Below are 23,051 nucleotides of genomic sequence, written 5' to 3' on the forward strand. Positions count from 1 at the left end.
CCCCCCCCCCCCCCCCCCCCCCCCCACGCCGGTGGCCATCGTGGGCGCCGACACGGACTCGCACGACGACTTCGCACCGCAGGCCGCCGTGTACCTCAACCCGCATTTCAAGGAAGCCGCACTGGCCGACGGCCTGGAGCGCGGGCTGGCCGAGGCGCGCACGCCGGCGCACCTCGTCGGCGAAGGCTATGCGCAGCGCGCGGGCTGGCACGCGCAGGACGAGCACTGGATCGAGCGGGCCGCGCGCAGCGCCTTCATCGTCTCGGCACCCGGCATGGCGGCGCTGTCGGTCGCAGCGGTGTACCGCAAGCCGATCCTGCTGCTCCTGACCGACCAGCCCGAGCAGGCGATCAATGCGCAGCGCGCCGCGCAAATGGGCCTGCACCATCGCATCGTGGTGTGGCGAAGCCACACCGAGGATTTCGCGCGGGCCGTGACGACGGCGGCCCACGAACTGATCGCGCTGGCCGACGACGGCAGCGGTCCACAAGCGGCGCAGAAAGGCCGCGAGGCCGCCATGGCCCGACTGCAACACTGGACGGTGCTGCTCCACGGCCTCGCGGCTGCGCCGTCTGCTCGATGAATGAACCACCGAGGAAGCTGCGCCCTTCGACGCAGAAACTCCTCGACGGAAATTGCCGGGTTCAGGGACTCAATGACATCTGGATTCACCGGGGGATGAGGATCGACGTTGCTGTATCAGCATCGCCGTCATGCCGCCTGTGACGATGACAAGCCCCGCAATGGCTGTGGCGCTGGGCCGCTCGTCAAGAACCAGCAGGGCCAGCAGCGTCGCTGCGCCGGGAACGAGTGCAGCGAACGTGGCACCGACAGCTGCGCCCAGAATCTGCACCGACTTGCTGAAAAAGAACAAGGCCACCGTGGAGACCATGACCCCCTGATAGAACGCCTGCACGCCGATGTCGCCCAGAGGCGCTTGCAACAGGTGCAGCCCGCGCGTCGCGAGGTAGGCGGGCAGGTAGATGATCATCGAGAACACCGAAACGATGGCGGTGGCGTGCAGCGCCGATGCAGAGAACTGCTTGGACGAGACCGTGTAGATGGCCCACAGCAGCCCGCCCAGCAGGAAGATCAGGTAGGCCCACGGCGAGGAGCGGACGGCGCTGAAATTGTGGAAGCCGACCAACGCGACCCCGAGGATGATCAGCGCAATGCCCGCCGTCTCCCTGCGCGAGAGCCTGGCGCCGAGTCCCCAGGCACTGATGAGCGCCGAGAACAGGATCATGCTGCCAGGCGTGACCACGGCGAACTGCTCCACCGGCGCCATGCCCAGGCCGAAGGCGACCACCAGCATGTAGGGCGCGCCAATGCCGGCGGTCATGAGCGCGATGGCTGTCCAGCGCAGCCCCATGAGACCTCGTCGTACGAGAAACGGCAGCAGCATCACGCCCGAGACCGTGTACCGGATGCAGGTGATGTCGTAGACGTCCAAGGCCGTGTGGGTCAGCCCGAAGCGAGTCACGACCGGAAAGGCGCCCCAGATCAGGGCCGAAGCGAGTCCGAACAGCACACCCACCCATCGACGATCGATGCCGATTTGGGGAACAGGCGGTGAGGCAGAAAGCCGAGTCATCGGAGTGGGTTCCTTCAAAGCGATGCCAGTGTCTTGCCTGGCGCCGCGGGCATCGCCTGCGTGGCGGACGGACTATCATTGACAGTATTGTCAAGTTTGACGTCGTTGTCAAAAATAGAAAGCGCGAGGATTTCTCATGGCAGGAGTCAGGCAGTTCGATGAGGCCAAGGTGTTGGACGCGGTGCTGGACGTGTTCTGGCAAAAAGGCTGGCGGGCCACGTCCATGGCCGATCTGGCAGAGGCCGCCGATGTGCAGCGCGGTTCGCTCTATCACGCCTATGGCGGCAAGGAGGAACTGTTCTTGCTGGCCTTCGAGGCGTACGCCACCAGGTTTCTGGACAACGCGCGCACAGCCCTCGACAAACCCCGTGCAGAGACGGCGTTGCGCGCCTTCTTCAAGGTCGCGATCGCCAACATGACGCAAGGCGTACCGCCTCGGGGCTGTCTCACCACGAAGACGGCAACGGAGGTCGACGGTGCAGGCCCGCGCATCCAGGAACGGCTGCGTCAGTTGCTCGATGAACTCCAGGTCGTCGTCTCAGCCGCCATGTCGAAGGGAGACATGTCGACACAGCTTTCGCTGTCCCCCAAGGAAACCGCGCAGGTTGTCATCACATTCACCCGAGGCCTGGCAGTGATGGAGCGGGTTTATCAGAACGCGCCGTCTCTGCATCGGATGGCCGACGCGGTGATCAAGGCCTTGGTTCCGAATGTGAAGCGCCGAACGAGCTGACGCCGTTGCACGGAGCCGCCGGGTGCAGGCGTCGACCGGAAAGGCTCAGCGGTTCGAGCATCGCCTGACTCCGCGCGAACAAACGGTCATGCGCTGGATGGCTGCCGGAAAGCGGCCGGCGGAAGCCGGCATCCAGCATGGGCCTTTCCGAACGCACCATCGAGAATCACCTGCGGCGTGTCCACCGACGCTTGGGGGCCACGACGACAGCCGACGCTGTTCGCATGGCCATCCGATCCGGAGAGATCACTCCGTGAACTCCAGCCCCTCCGTCAGGCTTCGAGTGACCGCCACCGGCAGTTGATCGACAGCCGAAGCCTGAAGGGGGAAAAAGGCGCGCCGCCGGCCAGGCACTTGGCCCGCGAGGCGCTCACTGTCATCATCCGCTTCGCGGGCCCGACGCCTTGGCGGCGGCGGCCATTCGGACACCCGAATGAGAGGAGTCAGCGATGGCAACCTACAGGAGCGCATTGCCGCAGCTCGGCGATGATTTCTTCATGACCGACGGCGGCATCGAGACCACCCTGATCTTTCTGGAGGGGCAGGAACTTCCCGACTTTGCCGCCTTTCACCTGCTCCGGACGCCGGAAGGCGAAAGAGTGCTGCGGAAGTATTTCCGGACCTACGCGGCGCTGGCCAGAAGCTTCGACGTCGGGCTGATTCTGGAAACGGCAACCTGGCGGTCCAATCCAGACTGGGGGAGCAGGCTGGGCTACAGCCCCGAGGAGCTCGCGGCGGTCAACCGACAGCTGGTGGGTCTGCTGGAGGACATCCGCGATGCCTACCAGACTCGCCGGACGCCGATCGTCATCAGCGGATGCCTTGGACCTCGCGGCGACGGCTATGTCCCGGACCGTGCCATGTCGGTGCGCGAAGCGCAGGACTACCATCGTGCGCAGGTCGAGACCTTCGCCGGCACCGCAGCCGACCTGGTGACCGCCATCACGATGAACTATGTCGAAGAGGCGTCGGGGATCGCGCTGGCCGCGAAGCAGGCAAGCATGCCCGTCGTCATTTCCTTCACGGTGGAGACCGATGGCAGGCTGCCGACGGAGCAGTCCCTGGCGGACGCCATCCAGCAGGTGGACGGCGCCACCGCGGGTTATCCGGCCTACTTCATGATCAACTGCGCCCATCCCAGCCACTTCCAGCAGGTGGTGCATGGCGACGCGCCGTGGGCTGGGCGGATTCGCGGTCTGCGCGCGAACGCCTCCAGGATGAGCCATGCCGAGTTGAACGAGGCGCCCGAACTGGATGCGGGCGACCCGGTGGAGTTGGGGCAGGCCTATGCCGCGCTCAAGATGCACCGGTTGAAGCGCCTCAATGTCATGGGCGGTTGCTGCGGCACCGACGACCGCCACGTCAAACAGCTTGCAATGGCCTGCCTGCCCTTGTTCCGGGGCGTGGTCTAGCCGTTCACCCAGGGTTTGCACCCGCCCGCCCATCCGGCGATTCAGACGGCCCCTGCGTCTGCGATCCGGATCGTCGGCCGGTCGCGCCACGCGCCGATGCATCAAGCCTCGTGAAATCAACGTAGGCGCGGGCTCAGCCCTCTCTTGACGCCGGGGGCCGTGTGCACAGCTACGTCCGCTTCGCAGCTCTTGCGATGAATGTCCAGTTTGTCCAGAGATAGTGGGCCTGGCCTGTGACGCCGCCAAGTGTCCGACCGCCGTACTTCGCACCGTCGCCCCAGTCCCCATGCGCTGAAGCCGACGAACAGTGATCCATTGCAGCCGGCCTGGCGTAGGAAGAAGAGACTCTCCTCCTGCACCCACCGCCATGCCCCAAGCCTCGAGCACCTCCACTGCCATCCATTGGGTTGAACAAGGCCTGGTGCCCGACGGCGCCGTTCGGCTGGGCGTGCGGCGGCTGCTGCGCCAGCGCCTGGTCGAGCTGGGCAGCGGGGCCCCGGAAGCCGTTGCCCTGCGTTCGGAGAAATTTCTCGATGGGCTGCGGGAGGCACCGTTGGCCCTGCTGCCCGAGAAAGCCAACGAGCAGCACTACGAACTGCCCGCCGAGTTCTTCACAGGCGTGCTGGGGCCTCACCGGAAGTACAGCTGCTGCTGGTGGCCTGAAGGAGTGCAGACGCTCGAGCAGGCTGAGGCGGCGGCCCTGGCCGAGACCTGCGCCCGCGCCGGCCTGGAAGACGGGCTGCGCATCCTGGAGCTGGGCTGCGGCTGGGGCTCGCTGAGCCTGTGGATGGCCGAACACTTCCCACGCTCCCGCATCACGGCGGTCTCCAATTCGCACTCGCAGCGGTTGTTCATTGCGGCCGAGGCCGCCGCACGCGGCCTGGACAACCTCGAGGTGATCACCTGCGATTTCAATGATTTCGAGACCGGCGATCGCTTCGACCGGGTGGTGTCGGTGGAGATGTTCGAGCACCTGCGCAACTGGCCGCGCGCCTTTTCGCATGTGGCCCACTGGTTGAAACCGCAGGGGCGGTTCTTCATGCACGTCTTCGTTCACCGCGAAGCGCCCTACCCGTTCGAGGAGCGCGATGCCAGCGACTGGATGAGCCGCCACTTTTTCTCCGGCGGCATGATGCCGAGCGACGATCTCGCCCTGCGCTGCCAGGACGACTTGCGCCTGCTGCACCGCTGGCGCTGGGATGGCCGCCACTACGCGCGGACCTCGGCCGCCTGGCTGGCGCGCATGGACGCCCGGCGGGTCACCCTCATGCCCCTGCTGGCCGCCGTCTACGGAGCGCGCGACGCGCCGGTGTGGTGGACCCGCTGGCGGCTCTTCTTCATTTCGGTGGAAGAGCTGTTCGGCTACGCCGAGGGCGACCAGTGGTGGGTCGCTCACTACCTGTTCGAGAAACGGTGATGCTGTCGCTCGCATGCCTGGGTCTGGCGATCGCCCTTGGCCTGGCATTGCCGGTCTGGGTGTTCAGCGTCGTGGTGCGCGACGCCAGCCTGGCGGACCGGATCTGGCCCCTGATGATCGCGGCGCCGGCCCTGGCCTACGCCGGCGCCCATGCTCGCGCGCTCGACGCTCGCAGCGTCTGGATGCTCGGGCTGCTGCTGGCATGGGCTTGCCGGCTGGCGCTGCACATCGGGCGTCGCAACTGGGGCCACGGCGAAGACCGCCGCTACCAAGCCATGCGTGCGCGCAACGAACCACACTTCGGCCTGAAAAGCCTTTACCTCGTGTTCGGGCTCCAGGCGGTGTTGGCATGGATCGTCGGCTGGCCGCTGCTGGCCGCGTTCGCGCACCCGTCGCCCCTGTCCGGGCTGGACGTGCTGGCCCTGCTGCTGGCCGGCGGCGGTGTGGTCTTCGAGGCCGTGGCCGACGCCCAGCTCGCCCGCTTCCTGCGCAACCCGCGCCGCGAGGATGCGGTGATGGACCGCGGCCTCTGGGCCTGGTCGCGCCACCCCAACTACTTCGGCGAGGCCTGCGTCTGGTGGGGCCTCGGGTTGGCAGCGCTGTCGGCGGGCGGATGGGCGATGGCGTGGTGCCTGGTGTCTCCGCTGCTGATGACCGTCCTGCTGCTCAAGGTGTCGGGCGTGGCGCTGCTGGAGCACGACATTGCCGAGCGCCGGCCCGCCTACCGCAGCTACGCGGCACGCACCAGTGCCTTCATCCCCTGGCCGCCGCGGCGTGGCGCCCGTCCATGAAGCACCGGGCCTTGGGGCTGATGCTGGCACTGGCGACCTGCCTGGCCGTGGCACAGGAAGGTGACGAGGAAGCGGGCGAATGGCACTTCACCGCCATGCTCGATGGCAAGCCGATCGGGACCCATCGCTTTGTCGTCGGCGGCACGGCGGCGACGCGCAGCGTCGACAGCCGCGCCCTGTTCACCGTGCGCGTGCTCGGCATCCCGGTCTACCGCTACCGGCACCAGGCCGAGGAGCGCTGGGCCGGCGACTGCCTGCGTGAGCTGCGCGCCGAGACCGACGACGACGGCACCCGCCAGCAGATCGCGCAGCGCCTCGACGGCGACTGCCTGATGAGCTTTGCCTACTGGAATCCCCGGCTGGTGAAACAACAGCGCCTGATCGATCCCCAGACGGGCAAGGTCGAGCCGGTCCGCTTCGAGCCGCTGCCCGATGCGACCCTCGAGGTCCGCGGTCAGCCCGTGCGGGCGCGCGGCTGGCGACTGCAGGCGGCGCAGCAGCGCATCCGCATCTGGTATGCCGCCGACAGCGGACGCTGGATCGGGCTCGACGCTGACACCAAGGGCGATCGCCAACTGAGCTACCGACTGACCTCTCCTGCACGGAGCACCCCATGAAGCCATCCCCGCGTACCTTGCTCGCTGCCTACCTGTGGGCGCTCGTGTGTTTTCTGGTGCTGGACGCCGTCTGGCTGTCGGTCATGGGACCGCGCCTGTACCAGCCCGCGCTCGGTGCGCTGATGGCGCCGCAGGTCGACTGGACGGCGGCGGCGCTGTTCTATGCGCTCTACCTGGTCGGCCTGGTCGTCTTGGCGATCGCGCCGGCACTGGAGGCTGGCGAGCCCGCCGTGGCGTTGCGTCGCGGCGCGCTGCTCGGGCTCGTGGCCTACGCGACCTATGACCTGACGAACCAGGCCACGCTGCGCGACTGGCCCTGGGCCGTCACGGCCGCCGACCTGGCATGGGGCACGGCCGTGAGCGGCGTGTCGGCGTGGGCCGCGGCGCGCCTCACATCCCGACCAGCGCGCCGAAGAAACGCGCGATAGCCCCGTCGAAGCGCAGCCGGCCGTCCAGCGAGGCGAGGCAGATGCACTCGCTGCCGTCCTGGACCACCGGCTGATGGTTGATCTCGGCATCGGCCGCATCGAAATCGCCGGGGCCGAACAAGGCCCGGCCATCGTGGAAGCAGCCATGCAGCACCTGGGTGAACTCCTGCCCTTGGTGCGTGTGCTGCGGCAGGTACTTGCCGGCCGCGATGCGCAGAAGAAAGACATTGGCCCCCGGGGCCTCGGGCACGGTCACACGGCTCCAGCGCATGCCGGGACCGATCCAGCGCCAGGGCGTGGCACTGCAATGAGCGAGCGCGCGCGGCCAGCGCGCACCGGGCGGCAGCGGTGGGGGCGCGCTGACCCGCACGGGGGCGGGTTCAGCGCCTTCGTGCGCATCGATCCGGGCCCAGGTGCGCGACAGCGCGTCATCGGCAAGCGGGACCGCTTCCAGGTCATCGAGCAGGATGCCGCCCACGGCATCGAGTGCGCGCGCGCGCTCGCGGCACAGCGGGCACAGTTCCAGGTGGCTGGCCAGGACCAGTCGCATGCCAGCCGGCAAGTGGCCGGAGGACCCTGCCAGCAGCAGGTCGTCGTCGGGGTGGTGTCGGATGTCCATCGTCAATGTTCCAGCAGGCGGCGCAGTTGGGCGACCGCCAGGCGCACGCGCGACTTCACCGTGCCCAGCGGAATGCACAGCTGGGCCGCGATGCGGGCATGCGGCGCGTCTTCAAAATAGGAAAGGTGCAGCACCTGCTGCTGCTCGGGCGGGAGCAGGCGCAGCGCACCGCGCAGGCGTTCGTTCAGGCGCGCGTCGTGCAGCTGGTCTTCGACGGCCGGCTCGTCCGACAGGAGCAGGTCGAAGTCGACTGCGTCTTCGGACGACTGCACACCCTGGCGCCGCCGCAGCGCGTCCACGCGCAGGTTGCGCGCGATGGCGAAGATCCAGGTCGTGGCGGCCGCCCGGGCCGGATCGAACAGCGCGGCCTTGCGCCAGACGGTGACCAGGGCTTCCTGGGCCAGTTCTTCGGCCTGGATGGCCGGGCTGCCGCTGTGCATCAGGTAGTGCTTGATGCGCGGCGCGAAATGCGAGAACAGCTGCGCGAACGCGTCCCGGTCCTGTCGCTGCGCCACGGCGGCCATCGCCTCGGCCCAGAGGTCGTCGGGCAAGGCAGATGGCTCGGAATCGGGGGAGACAACGGTCAAGAGGGACGCTCGGCGACTGCGGGGCAACGGAGTGCCCGCAGAGGGGTTGGACGGATCAGGAGCCGCGGTCATGTGCTGTCATACGCAAGGAAGCCGCGTTCGGATCATCGCAGCGACACGCCGGTAATCCAAACGGCCATTTCCTGCGTACAGGCAGCACGACCCGACGGAGACTCTCCATGCTGCCTCTTCTTGCCCCGTCTGCCGCCTTGCCGACGCCTGCCTCCGTGCCTCCCGAGCAGCGCATCGCCGTCGTCGGCACCGGCATCTCGGGCCTGTCCTGCGCCTGGCTGCTGTCCCAGCGCCACGAGGTCACGGTGTTCGAGAGCGAGCCTCGGCTGGGCGGCCACAGCCATACCGTGGACGCGCCAGGCCGGGAAGGCCGGGTGCCGGTGGACACCGGCTTCATCGTCTACAACGAGCCCGCATACCCGAACCTCACCGCGTTGTTCCAGCACCTGGCCGTGCCGACCGCGGCCTCGGACATGTCGTTCGCAGTGAGCCTGGACGCCGGCGGGCTCGAATACGCCGGCACCGACCTGCGCGGCTTGTTCGCGCAAAAGCGCAACCTGGCGCGCCCCCGCTTCTGGGCCATGCTGCGCGACCTGCTGCGGTTCTACCGCGAGGCTCCGCGCGATGCGCAGGTCGCAGGCGACCAGGCGCTCGACGACTACCTGGATGCCCACGGCTATGGCCGCGCGTTTCGCGACGACCACCTCTACCCCATGGCTGCGGCCATCTGGTCCACGCCGGCGGCGCAGGTGGGTCGCCATCCGGTGGCCGCCTTTGTTCGGTTCTGCGAGAACCATGGGCTTCTGCAGATCAGCGGCCGCCCCATCTGGCGCACCGTGGTGGGCGGCAGCCGCGAATACGTACAGCGCCTCAGCCAGCCTTTCGCCGACCGCATCCAGCTGGACCGGGCCGTGCTCGAACTGCATCGCGAGCCGGCAGGTGTGCGGCTTCGCACGAGCGCCGGCTGGTGGCCCGAGCGCTTCGACCAGGTGGTCCTGGCCACCCATGCGGACCGCTCGCTGGCGCTGCTTGACGCGCCCACCGGTGCCGAACGGGCCCTGCTCGGTGCCCTGCCCTACAGCCGCAACCTGGCCGTGCTGCACCGCGACCCCGCCCTGATGCCGGCGCGGCGCGCCGTGTGGTCGAGCTGGAACTACCTCGGCACGCGCGGCAGCGGGGCGGCCCCGACGGTGACCTACTGGATGAACCGGCTGCAGCCCCACCTGCCGCAGGGCGCGGCGGCCGAGCCGCTGTTCCTGACCCTGAACCCGGCGATCGACCCGCGGCCCGAGCACCTGATCCGCACCGAGGTCTACGACCACCCGCTGTTCGATGCCGCGGCCATGGCCGCGCAGCGCCAGCTGTGGCAGCTGCAGGGCCAGCGCCGCACCTGGTTCTGCGGCGCCTACTTCGGCGCCGGCTTCCACGAGGACGGATTGCAGGCCGGCCTGGCCGTCGCCGAAGCGCTCGGCGGCGTGCGCCGGCCCTGGTGCGTGGCGCAGGAGTCCGGGCGCATCCATCTGCCGCAAGGCGCGCAGACCGTCGCCTCATGAACGCGCACGAAGGCTCGGCGCTCTACATCGGACGCGTCATGCACCAGCGGCTGCGGCCGAAGCGGCATCGGCTGAGCTACCGGGTCTACAACCTGCTGATCGACATCGACGAACTGCCGCAACTGCACGCCCGGTTGCGCTGCTTCTCGGTGGACCGGTTCAACCTGTTCAGCTTTCATGCCGCCGACCATGGCGACGGTTCGGGCCGCGATCTGCGGGTCCAGGTGGAGGCGCGGCTGCGCGAGGCCGGCCTTCCGACCGGCGGCGCGATCCGGCTGCTGGCCATGCCGCGGCTGCTCGGCCATGTGTTCAACCCGCTCAGCGTCTGGTTCTGCCATGCACCCGGCGGCGCGCTGCAGGCGCTGCTGTACGAGGTCAACAACACCTTCGGGCAACGGCACAGCTACCTGATCCCGGTCGCTGCCGACGGCGCGCCCATCGTCGAGCAGCACTGCGACAAGCAGATGTACGTCTCCCCCTTCAACGGCATGGACCTGCACTACCGGTTCCGCGTCGCACCGCCGGGCGAGGCGGTCTCGGTCGGCATCAGCGTGCACGACGCAGCCGGCGCCGTGCTCAACGCGCGGCTCGACGGCCAACGCGCCCCCCTGAGCGACCTGGCGCTGCTGCGCGTGTTCATCACGCATCCGTTGCTGACCCTCAAGGTGGTGGCCGCCATCCACTGGCAGGCCCTGCGTCTGTGGATCAAGCGCGTGCCGCTGCATCCGCGACCGGCTGCCCCCGACCACGACCTCACCATCGTTCCTTCGAACAAGACCCCATGAGCCTGACCACACCTTCCGCACCCGCTCTCGATGCCGCTCCGGTTTTCTCGCCGCTGCGCCGGCTGCTGGCCCGCACGCGCTTCGGCCGGCTGAGCTTGAGCCTTCCGGGCGGCCGGTGCATCGAGGTGGCCGGCCGCGAACCCGGGCCGCACGCGAGCCTGCGCCTGCTGAGCTGGCGCCCGCTGCTGCGCCTGGCGCTGCAAGGCGATCTGGGCCTGGCCCTGTCGTTCCGCGATGGCGAGTGGGACAGTCCGGACCTGCTGGCCTTGTTCGAATTCGGCCTGGCCAACGAGTCGGCCTGGGGATCGCTGCTCAAGGGGCGCGGGCTGGCGCGCTGGGCGGCGCGGCTGCGGCACCTGACCCGCAGCAACAGCCGGCGCGGAAGCCGGCACAACATCGCGTTCCACTACGACCTGGGCAACACGTTCTATCGGCACTGGCTGGACGACAGCATGCTGTATTCGAGCGCGATGTTCAGCGACGCCGACGACGACACGCTAGAAGCCGCCCAGGCGCGCCGCCTCGCTGCCATCGCCGACATGCTCGACACCCCGCAAGGGGGCGACGTGCTCGAGATCGGCTGCGGCTGGGGAACGTTGGCCGCGAGCCTGGCCCGCCGGCACGAAGCGCGCGTCACCGGCGTCACGCTGTCGAGCGAGCAACTGGCCTTCGCCCGCGAACGCGCGCAGGACTGGGGCGTGGCCGACCGGGTCGACCTGCGGCTGCAGGACTACCGCGACGTGCAGGGCCGGTTCGACCGCATCGTCTCCATCGAGATGATCGAGGCCGTCGGCGAGGCCTACTGGCCCACCTACTTCGCCACCTTGCGCGAGCGCCTCCAGCCCGGTGGCGTGGTGGTGCTGCAGGCGATCACGATCGCCGATGCGCAGTTCGACAGCTACCGCCAGGGGACCGATTTCATCCAGCACTGCATCTTTCCCGGCGGCATGCTGCCCAGCCCGCGCGTGCTGCGGGAACAGGCGCAGTGCGCAGGGTTGGTGATCGAGGCTTCCCACTGCTTCGGCAAGGACTACGCGCGAACCCTGGCAGAGTGGCGTCGCCGGTTCCTCGCCGCCTGGCCGCAGATCGAGCCACTGGGTTTCGACGCCGCGTTCAAGCGCTTGTGGACCTACTACCTCTCCTACTGCGAGGCCGGCTTCCGCGCGGGGCTCGTCGACGTCGGCCTCTACCGGTTGCGCGTGGCTGAAGCCCGAACTGCCTGATCGGTCGGCGCAGTGCGAAGCGCCCCCTTCCTTCTTCTGAACAGGGTGACACACCGCAATTCCGGCTGTTCTGAAATATCCTGTGCGAACGCAGCAACTGCTGCCCGTATTGCGCGGCCTGCCGGGACAATGCCGATGAGGCTGCCAGAGACGCGGTCCTGGACGCGATTCTTCTGGCTAAGCCCGCCTTCGATGACTGGGCGACAACTGCCGGTAGCTGTCGCTCACCCCACGCCTGCCATGCGTGTCGCAGGAAGCGGCCCACTCGAAAGCTACAGCGGCTCGTCATCCATCCGCGGCTGTGACTCTCTCGTCAGTGTCTTGGCCAGCAAGCGCAAGGTACTCGCAGAGGCTGCCGTAGCTTCGGAAAGAACGGCTCCACGCCGGTAGGCCAGCCCCAGGTCCATCGAGGGCACCGCACTCGACACCACCGTCCTGCGAATGCGCCCGCCATCGTGCGACCAGGGGCGAAACACCAGGTCCGACAGGATGGTCACACCCACGTTCTGTGCGACGAGGCTGCGCACGGCCTCGATCGATTTGGTGCGGAACACGACCTTGGGCTTGAGCTTCATCGCGCTCCAGTAGCGGCCCACGGTGTCCACGTGCTCGTCCATGTCCAGCAGCACGAAGGGCATCTGCGCGATCTCGCGCAGCGACACCGACTTCTGCGCCACCAGCGGATGGTCGAACGAAGTCCACAGACGACGCTCCGACTTCAGCAGGTTCTCGCGCCGGATGTCCGGCGCGCGCGAGAGGTTCGACACCAGGACCACGGCCAGGTCGAATTCGCCGCTGCGCAGGCCGTTCTCGATCTCCAGCCGGTTGCGCTCCACGGGCTCGAACTCGACCAGCGGCAGTTGCCTGCGCATCGCGCCGATGATCTTGGGCAGCATGTATTCGGACACGGTGTCGGTGATGGCGATCTGCACCCGCCCCTCGACCGAGGACACCGAGTTGCGCGTCTCCTCCACCGCCGCATCGAGCGTGTGCAGCATGTGCTCCGCATGCCGCAGGAACCCCTCGCCCTGCACCGTGAGCCGCAGCCCGTCGGAGTGTCTCGTAAAGAGCTGCACCTTCAGCGTCGACTCCAGGTTCTTGAGCGAGGTGGTCAGCGACGGCTGGCTCACATAGCAGCGCTGGGCTGCGCGGGACACCTGCCCCGTGTGCGCTGCGGCCACGAAGTGCTGCAGCTGCTTGATCGTTATCGACATAGATACATCCTATATCGCTCTATTGAAAATAGAGATTATGAATTGTCGATGGCAATTCCTAACATCCGGGCAGCACGCCATGTCAGGCGTGTGACGAGGACGCCCACCGTTCCAGCAGCAGTAGCAGGAGACCCCCATGCCATCGACATCACACACTTCCGCCGGCCACGGCGCCCACCCTTCTGTACCCCAGGAGGCTTCGACCGATGCCGGGCTGTTGAGCCGCCTGGGCCTGCGCTTCACCGCCTGGGCCGAGCGCTGGTTTCCCGACGCTTTCGTGTTCGCGGCCATCGCCGTGGTGGTGGTCGCGGGCGCCGCGCTCCTGAACGGGTCGAGCCCGCAAGCGGTGGCCAAGTCTTTCGGCGACGGCTTCTGGAGCCTCATTGTTTTCACGATGCAGATGGCGTTGGTGGCCGTCGGCGGCTACGTGGTGGCGACCTCGCCGCCGGCTGCGCGACTCATCCGCAAGCTGGCCGCACTGCCCGTGTCGGGGCGCCAGGCCATCGCGTATGTGGCGGCGATCAGCATGATCCTGTCACTCTTCAACTGGGGCATCTCGCTGATCTTCAGCGCGCTCTATGTGCGCGCGCTGGCCGGCCGCCTCGACCTGCGCATGGACTACCGCGCCGGCGGCGCGGCGGCCTACCTCGGCATGGGCGCGACCTGGGCGTTGGGGCTCAGTTCGTCGGCGGCGCAGTTGCAGGCCAACGCCAGCAGCCTGCCCAAGAGCATTCTTGACATCACCGGCGTGATCCCGTTCAGTCAGACCATCTTCCTGTGGCAGTCGGTCGCCATGGCGCTGGTGCTGATGGTCGTGTCGGTGGCCATCGCACTGTGGTCGGCGCCCGACGCGAAGCACGCGGTCACGGCGCAGGACCTGGGCGTGGACCTCACGGAAGCCAAGCCCGCTTCCCCAGAGTCCGCCGAGCGCCGCCCCGGCGAGTGGTTCGAGCGCAGTCCGCTGCTCACGCTGCTCCTGTGCGCGCTGGGTTTCGGCTGGCTGGCGCAGGAGTTCATGGCCAAGAGCCCGCTGATCGCGATCTCGGGCCTCAACACCTACAACCTGCTGTTCCTCATGATCGGGCTGCTGCTGCACTGGCGCCCGCGCAGCTTTCTCGACGCGGTGTCGCGTTCGGTGCCGTCGACGGCGGGCGTGATCATCCAGTTTCCTCTGTACGGCGCCATCGCGGCCATGCTGACCGGCGCCAAGGGCGACGCAGGCATCACGCTGTCGGACCGCATCGCGCATCTGTTCGTGAGCATCTCCAGCGTCGACAGCTTCGCCGTGGTGATGGGCGCGTACTCCGCCGTGCTGGGCTTCTTCATTCCCTCGGGTGGCGGCAAGTGGATCATCGAGGCGCCCTACGTCATGCAAGCGGCCAACGACCTGAAGGTCCACCTGGGCTGGGCCGTTCAGGTCTACAACGCGGCCGAGGCGCTGCCCAACCTGATCAACCCGTTCTGGATGCTGCCGCTGCTGGGCGTGCTGTCGCTGAAGGCACGCGACATCGTGGGCTTTACCTTCCTGCAACTGCTGGTGCATGCGCCGCTGGTGCTCTTCATGCTCTGGGCCTTCGGGCGCACGCTGAGTTATGTCGCACCGGTGATGCCTTGAGCCGCGCAGCTTCCGGATGCAAGTGATGACGACGACGGCGCCCACGCAAACCAGGCAAGGCTACTGCACGCTCTGCCGTTCGCGCTGCGGCACACTCAACGAGGTGCGTGACGACATGCTGGTGTCGGTTCGGCCCGACACCTCGCACCCCACCGGCCAGGCGATGTGCATGAAGGGCAAGGCTGCGCCCGAGCTCGTGCACAGCCCGCACCGTCTGCGCTACCCGATGCGCCGCACGAGGCCCAAGACCGAAGCGGATCCGGGCTGGGTGCGCATCAGCTGGGACGAGGCGCTGGCCGAGACCGCCAAGCGCCTGAGTGCCATCAAGGCCGAGAGCGGTGCCGAGTCGGTGGTGTTCGCCGTAACCACGCCCAGCGGCACGCCATTGACGGACAGCATCGATTGGATCGAGCGCTTCGTGCGCCTCTTCGGCAGCCCCAACATCTGTTATGCGACCGAGGTCTGCAATTGGCACAAGGACTTCGCGCACGCCTTCACCTTCGGCTGCGGCATGCCCGCGGCCGACTACGCGCAGGCCGAGCTGATCGTGCTGTGGGGTCACAACCCCGCGAACACCTGGCTGGCGCAGGCCAACGCCATCGGCCGTGGCCGCGCGAACGGGGCGAAGATGGTGGTGATCGATCCGCGCCCTACCGCGCTCGCGCGGCAGGCCGACACCTGGCTGCCTGTGCGGCCGGGCACCGATGCCGCACTAGCGCTGGGGCTGATCCACCTGCTGATCGCGGACGCGCGCTTCGACGAAGGCTTCGTGCGCGCGTGGACCAACGCCCCGTTGCTGGTGCGCAGCGACAACGGACACTTCCTGCGCGAGCAGGACCTGTGGCCCGATGCCCAGGGCAACCGCTTCATGGCGTGGAACGACGCACTGAACCGCGCGGTGCCTTACGACACCGAGCAGGCGGCGCAAACCCAGGACGCCGCCCACTTCCGCCTGCGCGGCGCGGTCGAGATCGACGTGGGCGCACATCGCCTGTCGTGTGCGCCAGCCTTCGAACTGCTGGCCCAGGGCTGTGCCGCCTACACGCCGTCGAATGTCGAACGCATCACCGGCGTTGCCGAGGCTTCGTTGCGCGCGGTCGCTGATCTTTTCGGCACGTGCCGCCGCGTGGCCTATCACGCCTGGACCGGCATCGGCCAGCACACCAACGCGACGCAAGCCGAGCGCGCAGTCGCCACGCTGTATGCGCTGTGCGGCAGCTTCGACCGCATCGGCGCGAACCGCGTTCGCGTCGGTCCGCGCGTCAACGCCGTCAACTCGCTCTCACTGCTGCCCGACGCGCAGCGCGCCAAGGCCCTCGGTCTGGCGCAGCGCCCGATCGGCCCTCCCGCGCACGGCTGGGTGACGGCGCGCGACACCTACCGCGCGATTCTCGAAGGCGAGCCCTACAAGGTGCGCGCGATGATGGCCTTTGGCACCAACCTGCCCGTGTCGCAGGCCGACAGCGCACTCGCGCACCAGGCACTGTCGCGGCTCGAATTCCATGTGCACTGCGACTTGTTCGAAACACCCGCCGCCCGGTACGCCGACATCCTGCTGCCGGTCAACACACCCTGGGAACGCGAGGGCCTGCGCATCGGCTTCGAGATCGACGACCGTGCGGCCGGCTGGGTGCAGTTGCGCCAGTGCATGGTGACGCCACGCGGTGAATCGCGCGCCGACAACGACGTGCTGTTCGATCTGGCCGTTCGCCTGGGCATGGGTGACGGCTTCTTTGGCGGCAGCCTCGACGCAGGCTGGAACCACATGCTCGAGCCGCTGGGCCTCACGGTCGACCAGTTGCGTGCCCGGCCCGAAGGCATGGTCTGCGCCATCGACGCGAGCGAGCAGAAGTACGCCCGCGCCACGCCCACCGGCGTGCGCGGCTTCGACACCCCGACGCGACGCGTCGAGCTCTATTCGGAAACCCTGCTGCGCCACGGCCAGCCGCCGGTCGCCACCTTCGTCGAACCGGCAGACACGCCGCGCGATGCGAAGGCCACGCGCCAGGGCCGCTTTCCCTATGTGCTGAGTTCGGCCAAGAACGGCTTCTATTGCCACAGCCAGCACCGCAGTCTGGCCTCGCTGCGCAAGCGCGCGCCCGATCCGGTGGCCGAATTGAGCCCCGCGCTCGCGGCCGCCAAGGGCATCGTGGACGGCGACTGGATGCGCATCCGCACGCGCGTGGGCGAGGCCCGCTTCGTCGCCCGCGTCACGCCCCAACTGGCGGACGACGTCATCGTGGCCGAGTTCGGCTGGTGGCAGAGCTGCCCCGAGCTCGACCGCGATGGCCTGCCGATTGAAGGCGCGTTGGGCAGCAACTTCAACGCGCTGATATCCGCCGACAGCTGCGATCCGGTGAGCGGTTCGGTGCCGCATCGCTCGTTTCTCTGCGACATCGAACGCGACCCGGCCACAGAGATGCGGCAGCGAAAGTGGTCCGGCTACCGCCCCTTCCGCATCAGCGCGCTGCGGCCTGAGGCCGACGGTGTACTGGGCATCCACTTCGAGTCGGTCGATGACAGCGAACTGCCCGATTACCGACCCGGTCAGCACATCGAGATGCAATTGCATCTGGACGATGGCACGCAGGTCACGCGCGCCTACTCGCTCACGGGTGCGGCCGAGGTGCCGGGCCGGCGCAGCTACAGCGTGGCCGTGCGCCACCAACGCGGCCGCTCGGCCGACGGCACGCCGCACGAGGGGCGCGTGTCGAGCCATCTGCACCGCGCGTTGAAAGTCGGCGACACCCTCGCGCTGCGGGCGCCGTCCGGCGGCTTCGTGCTGCCGCGCCACTCGCCGCAGCCGCTGGTCTTTTTCGCGGGCGGCATCGGCATCACGCCCTTCATCAGCCTGCTCGAATCGCTGCCCGACGGCGCGCAGGGGCCGGCCATCTGGCTCTACTACGCCAACCAGAACGGCACGACCCACGCGTTTCGCGAGCGCATTGCACAGCACTGCGCGCGGCTGCCGCAGTTGCAGGTTGTCGACCACTACAACGCACCACAGCCGCAGGAGCGTCAGGGCATCGACTACCAGTCGGATCGCTTCATCGACGCGAGCGTGGTGGACGACGCGTTGATCGCGCAGCGCGCCCGCTTCTACCTGTGCGGACCGCCGGCCATGATGGACGCGGTGACCGCCGGCCTCGTGGCGCGGGGCGTTCCGCGCTTCGACATCTTCAGCGAGGTCTTCCGTTCGCCCACCACGCCGCCCACCGACGGCGACCAGCGCTTCACCGTCAGCTTTGCGCGCTCAGGCCGCGCCCCCGCAACGTGGACGCCCCGGCAGGGCACGTTACTGACCTTTGGCGAATCGCTCGGCGTGCAGATGGCCAGCGGCTGCCGTGTGGGCCAGTGCGAGAGCTGCGCCGTGCGCCTGTTGAGCGGCAAGGTGCGCCATCTGCACGGCAGCGAACCGGAAGACCCGGCCGTGTGCCTTGCCTGCCAGGCCGTTCCACTCGAAGACGTGGTGCTCGAGGCATGACGGCCGGCACTTTCACTCAACTGACTCCATCCGCGACCCCATGAAAATCATCGATACCGAAAGCACCCGCCGTGCATTGCCCTTCGACCGCCTGATCCCGGCCCTTCGGGAGATGTTCATCGCTGGCTGCGAGGTGCCTCTGCGGCACACGCATTCGCTCCAGGCCGAAACGGATACCTCACCCCGCACCGTGCTGGTCATGCCGGCGTGGCAGCGCGACCGCTACCTGGGCATCAAGACCGTGACCATCTTTCCGGACAACGCGCGGCGCGGCCTTCCCGGACTGTTCTCGACCTATGTGCTGTACGACGCAAGCACGGGCGAGCCGCTGGCGCAGATCGACGGCAACGAGATCACGTCGCGCCGCACCGCTGCCGCATCGGCCCTGGCCGCGTCCTATCTCGCGCCTGCCGATGCGCGCAGCCTGCTGGTCGTCGGCTGCGGGCGTGTCGGCAGTCTGATTCCCGAGGCCTACCGCGCCGTGCGTCCCATCCAACGTGTGCTGGTGTGGGACCGCGACGAAGCTGCGGCGAAGGCACTCGCTGCGCGGCTGTGCGCGCAGAACATCGAGGCGGCCGTTGCGCCGGATCTCGCCAAGGCGGTGAACGACGTCGACATCGTGAGCTGTGCCACGCTCGCCACGCAGCCGGTGGTGCAGGGCGCGTGGCTGCGGCCTCGCAGCCACCTCGACCTGATCGGCAGTTTCACGCCGCAGATGCGCGAAGCCGACGACGCCTGCTTTGCGGGTGCACGTCTGTTTGTCGATACACAAGAGGCGTTGCAAAAGAGTGGCGAATTGCTCGGGCCCCTGTCGCGCGGCGTGTTCGCCGCCGACGATGTGGCAGGTGAGTTGGCCGACCTGGCCGCGGGCCGGATCCAGGGACGCGCCGATGGTGACGGGCGAACCGTCTTCAAGGCCGTGGGCACCGCCTTGGAGGACCTGGCCGCGGCAGTGGCGGTCTACGAGGCTTCCGATTCGACCTGAGACACGTGCCTTGGCCGGCCGCTAAGCGCTGGGCGCCTCCTGCACGTGTGCAGCAGGCAAGCCCCGCGCATGCGCCTTCAGGCAGGCAATGAAATCCATGAGCGTGGCCGAGACGTGCTCGCGGTTCCACACCACGGTGATGGGGCCGAAGCGGATGTTCGAATCGACGGCGACCTTGCGGAACAGCCCCAGCGAGGCCATGTAGTCCGCCATGGATTCCGCACACACGCCGACATAGTCGCCCTTTTGCAGCAGCGCCTGCATCATGGCTAACGAGGCGGTTTCTGCTTTGGGCACCAGCCACGATGCCTGTTGCTCGATGAGATAGGCATCCATCTGGATGCGAGTGAGCGTGCCAAGGGGCGGCATCACCCAATGCTCGCGCAGCACGTCGGCAAAGCCCAGCGGCTGGTTGCTGTCCCAGTGCTTGCTGCCCTGGCCGATGACGATGCTCACCCGGTCGTCAAAGAGCACGTGGTGCGCCAGTTGCGGCTGGTGCGCCCGCGCATCCAGAACGCCGATCACGGCATCCATGGCACGCGTGTCCAGACCTTTGAGCAGATCATCGAACAGGCCGTCGTGGATGGACACGGCCACGTCGGCATGGCGCTGCTGGAACGCGGTCACGGCTTCGGGCAGGCCGCCGGCGATGCCTGCCCAGACGCTGCCCACGTTCAGTCGCGGCACGCGTCCCGCAGCCACCGCATGCATTTCGAGGCCGGTGCGGGCGATATCGCCCAGCACCGTGATGGCCAGGCGTTTGAGCAGATGCCCGGCAGGCGTCAGCTGCACCTTGCGCCCGCGCACCACCAGCGGCGTGCCCGCCACGCGTTCGAGCTCCGCCAGCCAATGCGACATGGCAGATTGCGTCATGTGCAGCCGCGCCGCCGCTTCGGTCAGCGTGCCCGCCTCGTCCAGCACCAGAAAGGATTCCAGATGCCGGACCTTGATGCCTCGTGCCCAGGACAGGCCTTCCGAACGCTCGATCATGAGTAAACCTTCATGTATCCATTTTGCATTTTCACTAGGTGAATGGCAGGGGTTGTCATGAAAATTACTTCATCTTCCATGACAGACCTTCTGAGGAATCCCTGTGCCCAAAGCAATCACGAACGTCTACAAGATCCTGATGGGTGCCGCGGTCGCGGCCGCCACGGCCACCACTGTGTTCGCGCAAGCCTCCTACCCCAGTCGTCCCGTGCGCCTGATCGTGTCGCAGGCCCCGGGCGGCAGCAGCGACACGATCGCGCGCATGTGGGCTGAACACGCAGGCAAGGCCATTGGCGCCACCATCGTGGTGGAGAACAAGCCCGGTGCGGGCGGCCTCATTGCCGCACAGAACGCGCTGAATGCGCCCGCCGATGGCTACACCCTGCTGCTGGGCAGCGTGTCGCTGATGGTGCTCAATCAGTTCACCTACAAGCCACTGCCCTACAACCCCGAGAAGGATTTCGTTGGCGTGACCATGCTGACGACGGTGCCGTTCGTGCTGTCGGCCAACCCGGCCACGGGCATCAAGACGCTCAAGGATCTGACGGAAAAAGCCAAGGCGGCGCCCGGCAAGCTGAACTTCGCGTCCGCCGGCCTGGGCAACTCCACCCACCTGGCGGTCGAGCTGGTGTCCAATGCCCTGGGCATTTCGATGACCCACATCCCTTACAAGGGCGAGGCCGACGGCATCCTGGCCACCATTGGCGGGCAAACCGAGGTGATGGCACCTGTGTATGGCACCGCCCTGCCCCACATCAAGAACCACAAGCTCAATCCACTGGCCGTGTTGTCGCCGCAACGCACCCCTGAGCTGCCCGATGTGCCCACCCTGGGCGAGCTGGGCGTGAACGGCTTTGACAACATGGGCTGGAGTGCCGTGGTGGCACGCGCCGGCACGCCGGCCGACGTTGTGGAAAAGCTCAACAAGGCGACGGCGGCCTTCCACCAGAGTCCCGACGTGCAGGCCAAGCTCAAAAGCATGGGCGTGATCCCCATGTCCGGCCCTTCCACGCTGGTCATGGAAACGGCGGCGCGTGACGCCAAGGCCTGGGGGCCCACGCTCGGGGCACTGAACCTCAGCGCCAAGTAAGCCGGCGACCGCACAAGCGCCGCCCCCTTTTTCTCCCATCTTCACCCCTTGCCGTATCGCCGATGCAGCAGGGGGCTCGTCATCACACCTCATGAAAAAAGAAGCAATGGTGGTCTGCCCGCAGCCGGAGGCCGCCGAGTCCGGCATCGACATCCTGCGTGCGGGCGGTAACGCGGTGGATGCCGCCGTGGCCACCGCGCTGGCCCAGACCGTGGTCGATCCGCTGATGTGCGGTATCGCAGGTTTCGGCACCGCCGCCGTCTACCTGCCGGGCGCCCAGGTGCATGAATATTTCGACTTCCATTCGCCCGCGCCGCTGGCGGCCAGGGCAAACATGTGGGAGCACCTGCTCGAGGGCGAGACCAAGGACGGCTTCGGTTTCATCCTCAAGGGCCGCGTCAACGACATCGGCCCCCAGTCCATCGGCACGCCGGCCACGCTCAAGGGCCTGGAGGCCATGCATCAGGCGCACGGCCGCCTGCCGTGGCAGCAGGTGGTGGAGCCCGCCATCCGCTGGGCAGCGGACGGCTACTTTGTGCGACCCGGCATGCACGCCTTCTGGATCGACGAACCCACTATGGGGCGCGTCGGCAACCTGGAGCGGCTGCAGTACTGCGAGGAAAGCCGCCAGCTGTACTGCCGCCCCGATGGCCGCCCCAAGCCCATCGGTGCGCCGCTGCGCAACGAAGGCATGGCTGCGGTGCTGCGCCAGATTGCCGAAGAAGGTGCGCGCCCGTTCTACCAGGGCGACCTGGCGCAAAAGATGGTGACGCACCTGCAGTCGCTGGAGGCGCTGATCACGCTCGACGACCTGGCCCGGTATCAGGTGCAGCGCAACCCGCCGCTGGTGGGCAGCTACCGCGACCGCACCATCACGACCAACCAGCCCCCGGGCGGCGGTGCCATGCTGCTGGAGATGCTCAACATCCTCGAGCACTTCGATCTGGCGAGTCTGGAGCACAACAGCCCTGCCTACCTGCAGAGGGTGTGCGAGGTCATGAAGAAGGCGACGATCGACAAGGACCGCTGCATCGGCGACCCGAAGTTCTTCGATGTGCCGCTGGATCAGCTCCTGTCCAAGGACATGGCCCGGGAAGTGGCCGAGCAGATCCGCACGGGCCATCGCTTCAACGTGGAGCGCGTGAACCCTGGCGCGCCCGTGCCGCGCGACACCACCCACCTGAGCGTGGTGGACGCCGACGGCAACGCCGTGTCCCTGACCCACTCGCTGGCCATGCCCTCGGGCATCATCACCCCGGGCATGGGTTTTCTGTACAACGGCTGCATGGGCGTGTTCGACCCGCGTCCGGGCCGCGCCGGCAGCATCCAGCCGGGCAAGAGCCGCTTCACCTCGTCCTGCCCCACCATGACCTTCAAGGACGGTGAGCTCGACATGGTGCTCGGCGCCCCGGGGGGCACGCAGATCGCCATGGGCGTGCTGCAGGTGCTGCTCAACGTGATCGATCACGGCATGGAGATGCAGGCAGCCGTGTCGGCACCTCGCTTCTCGTCCACCAGCAACGCCATCGACGTGTGCAACCGCATTCCGCGCTACACCACGCGCGCGCTGGAAGCGCAGGGTTACGCCATTGGCCGCAACCCGTACAACTACACCATCGGCTGGGTGCACGGCGTGCAGGTGCAGGCCGACGGCCTGCATGGCGGCGCCGACCCTGGACGCGATGGCGTTGCGTACCGGCTGCGCATGGATCCTGCGCACTGATCGGCCACCGTTTTCAGCTATCGACTGTGTGGCTTATGAGGAACTCATTCCCATCCCGCCTTCTTTGCATGTAGCCAGCCGCGCTTGTCTGCTTTGCAGCGGAGGACTAAACCGCTCGCGCGGTAGCCCGCCGCCAAGACCGCGCCGCGGGTAGAGATCGTGCCCTTGTCTATGTTGGT

General features: G+C 67.7%; 20 protein-coding genes. 15 read left to right on the forward strand and 5 right to left on the reverse strand.

The window, feature by feature from the left end:
• Positions 1–652: 652 nt before the first annotated feature.
• The gene (locus AC07Y4_RS09030) at positions 653–1,594 is read right to left on the reverse strand and encodes a DMT family transporter (protein WP_487848495.1); all 942 of its coding nucleotides are present in this window, start codon (positions 1,592–1,594) and stop codon (positions 653–655) included.
• A 136-nt stretch (positions 1,595–1,730) separates the two neighbouring features.
• On the opposite strand from AC07Y4_RS09030, the gene AC07Y4_RS09035 reads away from it, so the two are divergent.
• The 7 genes from AC07Y4_RS09035 (at position 1,731) to AC07Y4_RS09065 (ending at position 6,992) form a co-directional block, all read left to right on the forward strand.
• Positions 1,731–2,327: a TetR/AcrR family transcriptional regulator gene (locus tag AC07Y4_RS09035; protein WP_487848494.1), complete on the forward strand. Its 597-nt coding sequence runs from the start codon at positions 1,731–1,733 to the stop codon at positions 2,325–2,327.
• Between the two features lie 137 nt (positions 2,328–2,464).
• Positions 2,465–2,584, forward strand: a complete 120-nt coding sequence (locus AC07Y4_RS09040) for a LuxR C-terminal-related transcriptional regulator (protein WP_487848493.1) — start codon at positions 2,465–2,467, stop codon at positions 2,582–2,584.
• Positions 2,585–2,776: 192 nt separating this feature from the next.
• The gene (locus tag AC07Y4_RS09045) at positions 2,777–3,739 is read left to right on the forward strand and encodes a homocysteine S-methyltransferase family protein (protein ID WP_487848492.1); all 963 of its coding nucleotides are present in this window, start codon (positions 2,777–2,779) and stop codon (positions 3,737–3,739) included.
• Between the two features lie 367 nt (positions 3,740–4,106).
• A complete protein-coding gene (locus tag AC07Y4_RS09050; protein ID WP_487848491.1) occupies positions 4,107–5,156 on the forward strand; it encodes an SAM-dependent methyltransferase in 1,050 nt (349 codons plus the stop codon).
• Positions 5,123–5,947 carry a DUF1295 domain-containing protein gene (locus AC07Y4_RS09055; protein ID WP_487848490.1) on the forward strand — a complete coding sequence of 275 codons (825 nt, stop codon included), beginning with the start codon at positions 5,123–5,125 and terminating at the stop codon, positions 5,945–5,947. The genes AC07Y4_RS09050 and AC07Y4_RS09055 overlap by 34 nt, the downstream gene beginning before the upstream one ends.
• Positions 5,944–6,564, forward strand: coding sequence for a DUF6134 family protein (locus AC07Y4_RS09060; protein WP_487848489.1), 621 nt, complete (start codon positions 5,944–5,946; stop codon positions 6,562–6,564). The genes AC07Y4_RS09055 and AC07Y4_RS09060 overlap by 4 nt, the downstream gene beginning before the upstream one ends.
• Positions 6,561–6,992: a DUF2177 family protein gene (locus tag AC07Y4_RS09065; protein ID WP_070059851.1), complete on the forward strand. Its 432-nt coding sequence runs from the start codon at positions 6,561–6,563 to the stop codon at positions 6,990–6,992. The genes AC07Y4_RS09060 and AC07Y4_RS09065 overlap by 4 nt, the downstream gene beginning before the upstream one ends.
• Here the strand turns inward: AC07Y4_RS09065 and AC07Y4_RS09070 are convergent.
• Positions 6,955–7,611: a ChrR family anti-sigma-E factor gene (locus tag AC07Y4_RS09070; RefSeq protein WP_487848488.1), complete on the reverse strand. Its 657-nt coding sequence runs from the start codon at positions 7,609–7,611 to the stop codon at positions 6,955–6,957. The genes AC07Y4_RS09065 and AC07Y4_RS09070 overlap by 38 nt on opposite strands.
• A 2-nt stretch (positions 7,612–7,613) precedes the next feature.
• Complete coding sequence (locus tag AC07Y4_RS09075; protein WP_487848487.1) at positions 7,614–8,162, reverse strand: sigma-70 family RNA polymerase sigma factor; 549 nt, start codon at positions 8,160–8,162, stop codon at positions 7,614–7,616.
• Between the two features lie 215 nt (positions 8,163–8,377).
• Between AC07Y4_RS09075 and AC07Y4_RS09080 the strand changes: the two genes are divergently transcribed.
• From AC07Y4_RS09080 to AC07Y4_RS09090, 3 genes are read left to right on the forward strand one after another with little or no spacing between them, the layout of a single operon-like run.
• Positions 8,378–9,763 (forward strand): NAD(P)/FAD-dependent oxidoreductase, encoded by a 1,386-nt coding sequence (locus AC07Y4_RS09080; protein ID WP_487848486.1) that lies wholly within the window; start codon positions 8,378–8,380, stop codon positions 9,761–9,763.
• Complete coding sequence (locus AC07Y4_RS09085) at positions 9,760–10,548, forward strand: DUF1365 domain-containing protein (RefSeq protein ID WP_487848485.1); 789 nt, start codon at positions 9,760–9,762, stop codon at positions 10,546–10,548. Before AC07Y4_RS09080 ends, AC07Y4_RS09085 begins: the two co-directional genes overlap by 4 nt.
• Complete coding sequence (locus AC07Y4_RS09090) at positions 10,545–11,771, forward strand: class I SAM-dependent methyltransferase (RefSeq protein WP_487848484.1); 1,227 nt, start codon at positions 10,545–10,547, stop codon at positions 11,769–11,771. The genes AC07Y4_RS09085 and AC07Y4_RS09090 overlap by 4 nt, the downstream gene beginning before the upstream one ends.
• Positions 11,772–12,043: 272 nt before the next feature.
• Here the strand turns inward: AC07Y4_RS09090 and AC07Y4_RS09095 are convergent, their stop codons facing one another.
• Positions 12,044–12,985, reverse strand: a complete 942-nt coding sequence (locus tag AC07Y4_RS09095; protein WP_062471895.1) for a LysR family transcriptional regulator — start codon at positions 12,983–12,985, stop codon at positions 12,044–12,046.
• A 136-nt stretch (positions 12,986–13,121) separates the two neighbouring features.
• Here AC07Y4_RS09095 and AC07Y4_RS09100 point away from each other — a divergent pair, with 136 nt between their 5' ends.
• Genes AC07Y4_RS09100 through lhpI form a run of 3 tightly spaced genes read left to right on the forward strand, consistent with a single transcriptional unit; the run spans position 13,122 to position 19,069 of the window.
• Positions 13,122–14,600 carry a short-chain fatty acid transporter gene (locus tag AC07Y4_RS09100; protein WP_082818002.1) on the forward strand — a complete coding sequence of 493 codons (1,479 nt, stop codon included), beginning with the start codon at positions 13,122–13,124 and terminating at the stop codon, positions 14,598–14,600.
• 16 nt (positions 14,601–14,616) lie between these two features.
• On the forward strand, positions 14,617–18,084 hold the full coding sequence (locus AC07Y4_RS09105; protein WP_495274424.1) for a molybdopterin-dependent oxidoreductase: 3,468 nt from the start codon (positions 14,617–14,619) through the stop codon (positions 18,082–18,084).
• Positions 18,085–18,124: 40 nt separating this feature from the next.
• Positions 18,125–19,069 carry a bifunctional Delta(1)-pyrroline-2-carboxylate/Delta(1)-piperideine-2-carboxylate reductase gene (gene lhpI / locus AC07Y4_RS09110; RefSeq protein ID WP_487848482.1) on the forward strand — a complete coding sequence of 315 codons (945 nt, stop codon included), beginning with the start codon at positions 18,125–18,127 and terminating at the stop codon, positions 19,067–19,069.
• A gap of 21 nt (positions 19,070–19,090) precedes the next feature.
• On the opposite strand, the gene AC07Y4_RS09115 is transcribed toward lhpI, so the two are convergent.
• A complete protein-coding gene (locus tag AC07Y4_RS09115; RefSeq protein ID WP_095946992.1) occupies positions 19,091–20,059 on the reverse strand; it encodes a LysR family transcriptional regulator in 969 nt (322 codons plus the stop codon).
• Positions 20,060–20,162: 103 nt separating this feature from the next.
• Between AC07Y4_RS09115 and AC07Y4_RS09120 the strand changes: the two genes are divergently transcribed.
• Both AC07Y4_RS09120 and ggt read left to right on the forward strand, forming a co-directional pair.
• Positions 20,163–21,149: a Bug family tripartite tricarboxylate transporter substrate binding protein gene (locus tag AC07Y4_RS09120; RefSeq protein ID WP_487848481.1), complete on the forward strand. Its 987-nt coding sequence runs from the start codon at positions 20,163–20,165 to the stop codon at positions 21,147–21,149.
• Between the two features lie 91 nt (positions 21,150–21,240).
• Positions 21,241–22,872 (forward strand): gamma-glutamyltransferase, encoded by a 1,632-nt coding sequence (gene ggt / locus AC07Y4_RS09125; RefSeq protein WP_487848480.1) that lies wholly within the window; start codon positions 21,241–21,243, stop codon positions 22,870–22,872.
• Positions 22,873–23,051 lie beyond the last annotated feature (179 nt).

This window comes from Variovorax sp. GW460-12-1-14-LB1, assembly GCF_059423605.1.

Coding starts and splice junctions, on each gene's coding strand:
- AC07Y4_RS09040 (WP_487848493.1), top strand. CDS start 2,465: ATGGGCCTTTCCGAACGCACCATCGAGAATCACCTGCGGCGTGTCCAC.
- AC07Y4_RS09070 (WP_487848488.1), bottom strand. CDS start 7,611: ATGGACATCCGACACCACCCCGACGACGACCTGCTGCTGGCAGGGTCC.
- AC07Y4_RS09100 (WP_082818002.1), top strand. CDS start 13,122: ATGCCATCGACATCACACACTTCCGCCGGCCACGGCGCCCACCCTTCT.
- AC07Y4_RS09035 (WP_487848494.1), top strand. CDS start 1,731: ATGGCAGGAGTCAGGCAGTTCGATGAGGCCAAGGTGTTGGACGCGGTG.
- AC07Y4_RS09095 (WP_062471895.1), bottom strand. CDS start 12,985: ATGTCGATAACGATCAAGCAGCTGCAGCACTTCGTGGCCGCAGCGCAC.
- AC07Y4_RS09115 (WP_095946992.1), bottom strand. CDS start 20,059: ATGATCGAGCGTTCGGAAGGCCTGTCCTGGGCACGAGGCATCAAGGTC.
- AC07Y4_RS09085 (WP_487848485.1), top strand. CDS start 9,760: ATGAACGCGCACGAAGGCTCGGCGCTCTACATCGGACGCGTCATGCAC.
- AC07Y4_RS09030 (WP_487848495.1), bottom strand. CDS start 1,594: ATGACTCGGCTTTCTGCCTCACCGCCTGTTCCCCAAATCGGCATCGAT.
- ggt (WP_487848480.1), top strand. CDS start 21,241: ATGAAAAAAGAAGCAATGGTGGTCTGCCCGCAGCCGGAGGCCGCCGAG.
- AC07Y4_RS09080 (WP_487848486.1), top strand. CDS start 8,378: ATGCTGCCTCTTCTTGCCCCGTCTGCCGCCTTGCCGACGCCTGCCTCC.
- lhpI (WP_487848482.1), top strand. CDS start 18,125: ATGAAAATCATCGATACCGAAAGCACCCGCCGTGCATTGCCCTTCGAC.
- AC07Y4_RS09090 (WP_487848484.1), top strand. CDS start 10,545: ATGAGCCTGACCACACCTTCCGCACCCGCTCTCGATGCCGCTCCGGTT.
- AC07Y4_RS09065 (WP_070059851.1), top strand. CDS start 6,561: ATGAAGCCATCCCCGCGTACCTTGCTCGCTGCCTACCTGTGGGCGCTC.
- AC07Y4_RS09050 (WP_487848491.1), top strand. CDS start 4,107: ATGCCCCAAGCCTCGAGCACCTCCACTGCCATCCATTGGGTTGAACAA.
- AC07Y4_RS09105 (WP_495274424.1), top strand. CDS start 14,617: ATGCAAGTGATGACGACGACGGCGCCCACGCAAACCAGGCAAGGCTAC.
- AC07Y4_RS09060 (WP_487848489.1), top strand. CDS start 5,944: ATGAAGCACCGGGCCTTGGGGCTGATGCTGGCACTGGCGACCTGCCTG.
- AC07Y4_RS09045 (WP_487848492.1), top strand. CDS start 2,777: ATGGCAACCTACAGGAGCGCATTGCCGCAGCTCGGCGATGATTTCTTC.